The sequence below is a fragment of the Phaeobacter sp. PT47_59 genome, assembly GCF_028890025.1.
GTDB lineage: Bacteria > Pseudomonadota > Alphaproteobacteria > Rhodobacterales > Rhodobacteraceae > Phycobacter.
This window is the reverse complement of record NZ_JARCJL010000037.1, coordinates 22715-30713: the sequence shown is the minus strand read 5'-3', so window position 1 is coordinate 30713 and position 7999 is coordinate 22715. Positions and strand designations below refer to the sequence as shown.

The following is a 7999-nucleotide window of genomic DNA, read 5'->3' as shown; positions in this document are numbered from 1 at the left end:
TCCTCTCAGTAGCGCCTCAGCGCCGCCGGTGAAGGGGGTTCTAGTCCCAACACAAACCACCCGCAACCCAAAAAACAGAGAAATTCAGAAAAACTCAATTATCAACTATTTACAAACACTTAGCGAAACATCACGGATGCATTTAACTGACGGCCGCACCGAAGACGGTGGGAATCGGACCCTTCAAAGGCACGACTCGGATGAATCCCCGCGAGTCACATGTCGGCCCAAAGAAACTCCCTCCCGATCCGCAGTCCTGACCCTGCCCGAAAGGGAGTTTCCGTCGCTTTGCAAGGTGCCCGGAAAACGACAAAGCCCGGCGATACCGCCGGGCTTTGCCTATCTGCTGCAAGGCCGAACGACCTTTTCTCAGGCCTTGGCCGCCGTCACGATGAACTCGACCAGATATTCCGGTGTGGCCAGCTTTGCCTCACCGCAGGCGCGCGCCGGGGTATGGCCTTCGGGAACCCAGGCGTCCCAGACCGCGTTCATTTCGGCAAAGTCCTTCATGTCGGCCAGCCAGATCACCGTTTGCAGGATCCGGGTCTTGTCGCTGCCCGCCTCGGCCAGAAGGCTATCGATCTGCTCCAGGCAATCCTTGGTCTGCTGGGCAACGCTGGCGCCCGCTGTGCCGACCTGGCCCGCCAGATAGATGGTGTCGCCGTGCGTGACGATCTGGCTCATGCGGGGGCCGGTGTGTTTGCGAATGATGTCACTCATGATCTTGTCTTCCTGTCTGTTGGAGTATTCCGGGTCCGAAGCCGATCAGCCTGCGAAACGCTGCGGGCTGACGGCACGGGTGATGGTTTCACCGATAGCGGGCGCAACGCCCCGGCACAATGCAGCTGTCATGGCCGCCAGCGCCGGAGCGGTCTGAACCCCGTAGCCCCCCTGCCCGGCCAGCCAGAAGAACCCTTCGGCCAGTGGATCAAAGCCCACGACCGGGCTGCGATCCGGGGCAAAGCTGCGCAGGCCGGCCCAAGAGGACTCGACCCGCGTCACCGGCACGGTCACCGCCTGTTCAAAACGGTAAAGCCCCTCGGCCAGCACCATGTCATCGACCCAGGCATCATGTGGGTCTACCGGGTCTTCGTCGGCGGGGGAGACCATCAGCTTGCCCGCTTCCGGTTTGGCGTACCAGTCTTCGGCTGCCGAGGCGAACAGCGGCCAGCGCGTCGGGTCATAGCCATCGGGTGCAGGCAGGATCGCGGCAGAGCGGCGCAGGGGAGAGATGGCGATTGGCATGGCCCCGGCCATTCTGCCCACGTCAGAGGCCCAGGCGCCCGCCGCGTTGATCACGATAGGCGCGCTAAAGCTGTCTGTGCCAACCGTCACATGCCACGCGCCTCCCATGCGGGTCAGCGTATCGATCCGTGCCTTCGTCACGATCTGGCCGCCACGGCGTTTGAGTGCGCTGGCATAGCCCGCCAGCATGCGGTCCACATCAATATCCTGCGCGTCCCATTCGATCACGGCAGCGGCGATGCGCTCGGGGCGCAGGATCGGCACCAGTTCCACCGCCTGCTGTGCCGTCAGTTGCTCCAGCCCCGTGGCGCCCTTGGCGTAGTCTTCCAGGGCGGGCAGTTCGCTTTCATCGGCCACCAGCATTTCGCCGCGCGGCGACAGGAGCGATCGGTCGGTGATCCCCTCGGGCGCCTCAAGCACCGGGGCCGAGGCGGCATTCAGCGCCCGCAGCGTCTCGTTACCGTAGTTGCGGATGAAGATCGCCGCCGAGCGCCCCGTGGCATGATAGCCGATCTGCGGCTCTGCCTCGAGCACCAGCACCGACATATCGCGCGCCAGTTCGGCGGCAGCCGACACCCCAGCAATGCCGCCGCCGATGACAATGGCATCAAAGGTCGTCACGCGCCCTCCTGAAACCCGGTCAGGGTTCGGGTCAGGTTTTCACCAAGCGAGTCGGACAGGTAGCCGCCCTCCTGCACAAAGAGCACCGGCAGACCGGTGGCTGCAATGGCCGCGCCGATGCGGGCGAACCCGTCCTTGGTCACCGCCAGCCCTTCGAAGGGGTCATCGATCGAGGCATCGAGCCCCAGCGCCACCACCAGCACATCGGTGCCAAAGCTCTTGATGCGTTGCAGAGCGGTGTCCAGCGTCTTGAGGTAGTCATCATCGCCGGTGCCGCGTTGCAGCGGCAGGTTCAGGTTGTAGCCAAGACCGCGCCCCTCGCCGCGTTCCTGCGCGTGCCCCCAGAAGAACGGATAGAAGCGTGCGGGGTCCGCGTGGATCGAAACCGTCAGCACATCGTCGCGATCATAGAAAATGCCTTGGGTGCCGTTGCCGTGGTGCACGTCTACATCCAGGATCGCCGGACGCAGACCGGCGGCGCGCAGACGCTCCGCCGCGATGCCGGAGTTGTTCAGGAAGCAGAAGCCTCCCGCCAGATCGCCAAAGGCATGGTGCCCCGGCGGGCGCGACAGGACATAGGCGGCGCGCTCCCCGTCCCGGATCAGATCGGCGCCGGTCACGGCGGATTGCGCCGACCAATAGGCGGCCTCCCAGGTGCCTTCCGCGATTGGGCAGGCGGTATCCGCCTGGTGGAACCCGGCCTGGCCCACGGCGGATTTCGGATAGCCATCGGTGCGGCGCGCGGGGTGGATGTTGGGGATCACCTCCTCGCCCGCGCCGGGGATGCGCTGCCAGCGGGTGTAGATGGTCTCAAGAAAGGTCAGATACTCCGCCGAGTGCAGCGCCGCGATCGGGCCAAGGCCCGCATCCTGCGGCGCCTGAAAGCTGCAGCCCGCGGCCAGTGCGCCCGCGTGCAGCACTTCGATCCGCTTGGGCTGTTCGGGGTTGGGCAGCATGGCGCCATTGGCCATGAAATGCTTGGGGTCGTGTTTCCACTGACGCTCGTCGAATATGGCTTTCATCGCTCTCCTCTTAGGGCCGCGCATCCGGCCTCCTCCAGTATCATTTCCGTCTGTGACTGGGCGGGGGTGAACCCCAGCCGTTCGTAGAACCTGCGGGCATCAGGGCTGTCCTCATAGACGTTCAGCTTGAGGAAGCGCGCGCGCCATCTGTCCTGCGCGACCTCCAGCACTGCGCCCAACAACCGCTGACCCAGTTTCTGCCCGCGCATCTCGGCCGCCACCCAAAGGTCCGCCACATAGACCCCGGCCGCCCCGCGCACGGTGGAAAACACCGGCGAGAACAGGCTGACCCCGACCGTGCGCGCCGCCGCAGGCGGGCCAAGTTCGGCCAGGATCGCGCCAAAGGCGGGATCGGGACCGAACCCTGCCCGCAGCAGGTCCTCTTCCTGCGCCACATGATGATCGCCCAGATCGACCGACAGCTGCGACAGCGCCGCGTGCAGCGCCGGAACATCCTCAGCCAAAGCGCTGCGAAATCGGATCTCCATCAGATCGCCGTCCGATCCGCGCCCTTCAGAGCCAGCATCGCCCGCGCCTCATCGGGGCTGGCGACCTCGCGGCCCAGGTCCTCGACAATGCGGCGGATCTTGGCCACCTGTTCGGCGTTGGTCCTGGCCAGCTGCCCGCGCGAGATCATCAGGCTGTCCTCCAGCCCGACGCGCACGTGCCCGCCCATGGCCGCGCCCATGGTGATCAGCGGCATCTGGTGGCGCCCCGCCGCCAGCACCGAGAACATGTAGCTGTCGCCAAACAGTTTGTCCGCGATCAGTTTCATATGAGTAAGGTTCTCCGGATCCGGCCCGATCCCGCCCAGCACGCCGAATACGAACTGGATGAAGAGGGGCGCCTGCACCAGGCCACGGTCCACAAAATGCTTCAGCATGTAAAGATGACTGACGTCATAGCATTCGAACTCGAAGCGCGCGCCGCGCTCCTGTCCGATCTCGGTCAGGATCCGCGCCATGTCGCGGGGGGTGTTCTTGAAGACCAGATCGTCGGAGTTTTCCAGGAAGGGCTTTTCCCAAGCGTGCTTCCAGTCTGTAATCCGCTCCGCCGCCGGATACAGCGCGAAGTTCATCGTGCCCATGTTGAGGCTGCACATCTCCGGCTCGGCCATCTTGGGTGCTGCCAGCCGGTCCTCCAGCGTCATCACCGCGCTGCCCCCGGTCGAGATATTGAGCACCGCATCGCTTGCCTGTTTGATGCGTGGCAAAAACGCCTTGAAGTGATCACTGCTGGCCGAGGGCTGGCCGGTTTCGGGATCGCGCGCGTGCAAATGCAGGATCGCCGCCCCCGCTTCCGCCGCGCCCAGCGCATGCTCGGTGATCTCATCCGCCGTCACCGGCAGATAGGGCGACATTGACGGCGTATGGATCGAGCCGGTGATGGCGCAGGTGATCAGGATCTTGGACATATATTAGTCGGCTTTCACTGCGGGGTGGATTTCATCGGAGAACTGCACCAGCGAGGCATCAAGCCCCTCGATGATCTCATCCAGATGGGTGTCATTCAGGATCAGCGGCGGGCAGACCAGGATATGATCGCCCTCCACCCCGTCGCGGGTGCGGCGCGAATAAACGATCAGCCCCTTGTCGTAGGCAATATCCACGAAGCGCTGATAAGCGTTCAGCCCCTTGGGCAAAGGCGCCTTGGTGGTACGGTCCGACATGAACTCGAAGGCCGTCAGCAGCCCCTTGCCGCGCACATCGCCGATGATCTCGTGTTTCTGCATCAGCCCATGCAGCCGCGCGATCAGCTTCTCACCCATCTGAGCCGCGTTCTGGCATAGGCCCTGCGCCTCGATCTCTTCCACCACGGCCAGGCCCGCAGCGCAGGCCAACGGATTGCCGGCATAGGTAAAGCCATGGGCAAAACCGCCCGCATCCAGCACCGGATCGACCAGGCGTTCGTCAACGATCATCGCCCCCAGCGGCACATACCCTGAGCCGATGCCCTTGGACATCACCACGATATCGGGGCGTGTGCCCCAATGTTCGCAGCCAAGGAAGCTGCCCGTGCGCCCGGCGCCGGTCATCACCTCGTCCATGATCAACAAGACGCCATATTGGTCACAGATTTCGCGGATCCGTTCCATATATCCCAGGGGCGGAACCAGCGCGCCGGTAGAGGCGCCACCGACGGGTTCCAGGATAAAGGCCAGGACGCTTTCAGGCCCTTCGGCGAGGATCTTCGCCTCCAGCATATTGGCGTAATGCTCACCCGTGGCGGGATCATTCGGATCAAGCCCATCGAGATAGGCACGCGGCGCGGGCACCTTGGGCATCTCCTGCATCATCGGTGCGAAAGGCGCCGACAGGGTCGTGTAGCCAGTGACCGCAAGCGCGCCCAAGGTGCAGCCATGATAGGAGGGGCTGCGCGAAATCACCTTCCAGCGGCTGTCCTGCCCGGTGGCCAGCGCATATTGGCGAGCCATCTTCATGCCGCTTTCCACCGCTTCGGACCCACCGGAAACAAAGAAGACCTTGTTCAGGCCCTCGGGCATCAGCCCGGCCAAACGCGCCGCCAGCTGTTCCGAGGCTTCTGTTTCGAAATGCAGCCGGTAGCCAAAGGTGGATTTCTCCATCTGCCGCTGCATCGCCGCCAGCACGTTTTCGTTGGAATGGCCGATATTGCAAACCATCGCCCCGGAGGAGCCGTCAAGGTAGCGCTTGCCGTCCTTGTCCCACATGTAGACGCCGCGCGCCTGCTCCAGCACCGGTTTGCGGCCGCGGCCCTGATAGAAGAGATTGCTCATGCTGTGATCCCGATCGCGATCTTATCTTATGTGTTGGTATTCAAGCGCTTGCCAGCGCCGCGCAGTCCTGCGGGCGGAAAGCGGCGGTGACACTCTGCCCTTCGGCAAAGGGGCGGCCATCGATCATGTTGATCGCCTGTAGCTGCCTGTCGCCCACGCGCAGGAAGTAGCGCACGGTCTGGCCCTGGTAATCGACGGTTTCGACCACGGCTTCTGCGGTGACCATGCCCGAGGTGTCGCTGCCCGGTGCCATCAGCACCAGCTTTTCGGCGCGCAGCACCAGTTTTGCCGAAGCCCCCGCAGTGACGGCGGGCGCCTTGTCCGCGGGCACCGGAACGCTGCCAAACAGCGGCACATCCAGCAGGGCAGCGTCGGCGTCCTTGGTGACACAGGCGCCGGCAAGGATGTTCGACGCCCCCAGGAAGTTCGCCACGAATTCGCTGGCGGGGGTGTTATAGACCTCTTCGGGGGTGCCGACCTGCTCGATGCGACCGGCGCTCATCACCACGATCTTGTCCGACATCGCCAGCGCCTCGGACTGGTCATGGGTCACGAAAACGGTGGTGACCCCGATCTTGGACTGGATGCGCTTCAACTCGACCCGCATGTCCTCGCGCAGGTTGGCATCCAGCGCCGACAGGGGTTCATCAAGCAACAGCACCTCCGGTTCGATCACGATGGCGCGGGCAAGCGCGATGCGCTGCTGCTGACCACCCGACAGCTCCTTGGGGTAGCGGTGCCCCACGTCCGGCAGCTGCACCAGGTCAAGCGCCTCTTGTACCCGCCGGGCCACGTCGGATTTCGGGACATTGCGGTATTTCAGGCCAAAGGCGATGTTCTCGGCCACGGTCTTGTGGGGGAACAGCGCGTAGTTCTGGAACACGATGCCGAGGTTGCGCTTGTGGATCGGCACATCGTTGACGCGCTTGCCGCCGATCAGGATCTCGCCCTCGCTTGGGTCCAGCAGACCCGCGATCATCCGCAGGTTGGTGGTCTTGCCGCAGCCCGACGGCCCCAGCAGCGTGACAAAGGCGCCCTCGGGGATCTCAAGGTTGGCCTTGTGCACCGCCGTGAAGGTGCCAAAGCGTTTGACGATATTGTTCAGGGTAACGGAACTCACGGGAGCGCTCTCCGGATGGGTGTTCAAAGGTGCCCCCTCCCCGGCCGGGGAGAGGGCGGGAGGGATCAGTAGCCCTTCTGGACGCGGCCAAAGGTCTTGGACCAGGCGGCCTCGTGACCGTTCCAGAAGTCGGGATCGGCAAAGGTCAGGCCCGACAGGGTGCCGGTGGGATCAAAGGCCGGCAGGGTCGGGATCTTGTCGCCGAGATCGACCTTGGTCGGATCCAGCGCGGTCGGGTAGTTCTGCCCTTCGGCCACCGCGATCGAGGTTTCCGGCGCCAGCATGAAGTTCAGCAGCTCTTCACAGGCCTCCATGGGCGAGCCCTTCATGACGAACAGGCATTCCTGCCAGCCAAAGCCGTTGGGCGGATCCATGTAGCCAATGTCATGGCCCTGCTCCTGCAGCGCGTAGATGCGGCCGGACCAGGCTTCGGTCGCGTAGATCTCTTCTTCAGCCAAGAGGCTCATCAGCTCGGCACCCGACCCCCAGTATTTCAGGCTCAGATCCCGGTGGGTGCGCACCGCATCCCAGGCCGCGTCTTCGTCCGAGATCTCGTTCGGGTTCTGGCCGGTCTGCAGGGCCGCGTACCACATGCGGGTGCGCCAGTCGCTCCAACCGGCGATCTTGCCCTTGTGGGCCTCGTCGATCAGGATCTTGGCGCCTTTTTCCTTCATCTCGTCATCCGAGATGTACTTGCGGTTATAGGCCAGACCCGTGGTGCCGTAGTCGTAAGGCACGCAGGACAGCTTGCCGCCCGACACGCCGCGGAACACATCGACCAGCTTGGGGATCACGTATTCCAGGTTGGGGATATTCGCCTCATTAAGCTCCGAGCTGAGGCCCAGCGCGTGGTAGCGGGCATAATCGAAGACGCCGGACAGGTGGGCGATGTTGTATTCACCCGGCTGGCTCGCCTTGACGCGCGACAGGTATTCGTCACCGCCGCCAAAGGTACCATCGACCACCTTGATGCCGGTCTTGCCGGTGTAGGGGTCAAAGGCGTGCTTGCGGAAGGCTTCGCTGACAACGCCGCCCCAGCCATCGAACCGCACCTGATCGGTGGTTGCCGCATGGGCGTATTTGGCAAACGGCGTGGAAACACCATAGGCAAGGCCCGCAGCGCCAATCAGCCCCAGGAAGCTGCGGCGATCCAGATCGCCATTCATATAGCGCTCGCGGGCGCGTTCATATCGGGTTGTATTATCTATCTTCTTGGTCATTTCAGTCTCCGTGTTG

The 7999-nt window shown here is 63.6% G+C and carries 8 protein-coding genes; all 8 read right to left on the bottom strand.

What is annotated here, in order from left to right; genetic code table 11:
* Positions 1-369: 369 nt before the first annotated feature.
* Positions 370-720, bottom strand: coding sequence for a RidA family protein (locus PXK01_RS20520; RefSeq protein ID WP_274861566.1), 351 nt, complete (start codon positions 718-720; stop codon positions 370-372).
* Positions 721-765: 45 nt separating this feature from the next.
* A complete protein-coding gene (locus PXK01_RS20515; protein ID WP_274861564.1) occupies positions 766-1866 on the bottom strand; it encodes an NAD(P)/FAD-dependent oxidoreductase in 1101 nt (366 codons plus the stop codon).
* Positions 1863-2888 (bottom strand): histone deacetylase family protein, encoded by a 1026-nt coding sequence (locus PXK01_RS20510; protein ID WP_274849571.1) that lies wholly within the window; start codon positions 2886-2888, stop codon positions 1863-1865. The genes PXK01_RS20515 and PXK01_RS20510 overlap by 4 nt, the downstream gene beginning before the upstream one ends.
* The gene (locus tag PXK01_RS20505; protein WP_274861562.1) at positions 2885-3376 is read right to left on the bottom strand and encodes a GNAT family N-acetyltransferase; all 492 of its coding nucleotides are present in this window, start codon (positions 3374-3376) and stop codon (positions 2885-2887) included. The genes PXK01_RS20510 and PXK01_RS20505 overlap by 4 nt, the downstream gene beginning before the upstream one ends.
* A complete protein-coding gene (locus PXK01_RS20500; protein ID WP_274861561.1) occupies positions 3376-4302 on the bottom strand; it encodes a 3-keto-5-aminohexanoate cleavage protein in 927 nt (308 codons plus the stop codon). Before PXK01_RS20500 ends, PXK01_RS20505 begins: the two co-directional genes overlap by 1 nt.
* A 3-nt stretch (positions 4303-4305) precedes the next feature.
* Complete coding sequence (locus PXK01_RS20495) at positions 4306-5643, bottom strand: aminotransferase family protein (protein ID WP_274849574.1); 1338 nt, start codon at positions 5641-5643, stop codon at positions 4306-4308.
* A 40-nt stretch (positions 5644-5683) separates the two neighbouring features.
* Positions 5684-6763, bottom strand: coding sequence for an ABC transporter ATP-binding protein (locus tag PXK01_RS20490; RefSeq protein ID WP_274849575.1), 1080 nt, complete (start codon positions 6761-6763; stop codon positions 5684-5686).
* 65 nt (positions 6764-6828) lie between these two features.
* Complete coding sequence (locus tag PXK01_RS20485) at positions 6829-7983, bottom strand: extracellular solute-binding protein (protein ID WP_274861560.1); 1155 nt, start codon at positions 7981-7983, stop codon at positions 6829-6831.
* Positions 7984-7999: the final 16 nt, after the last annotated feature.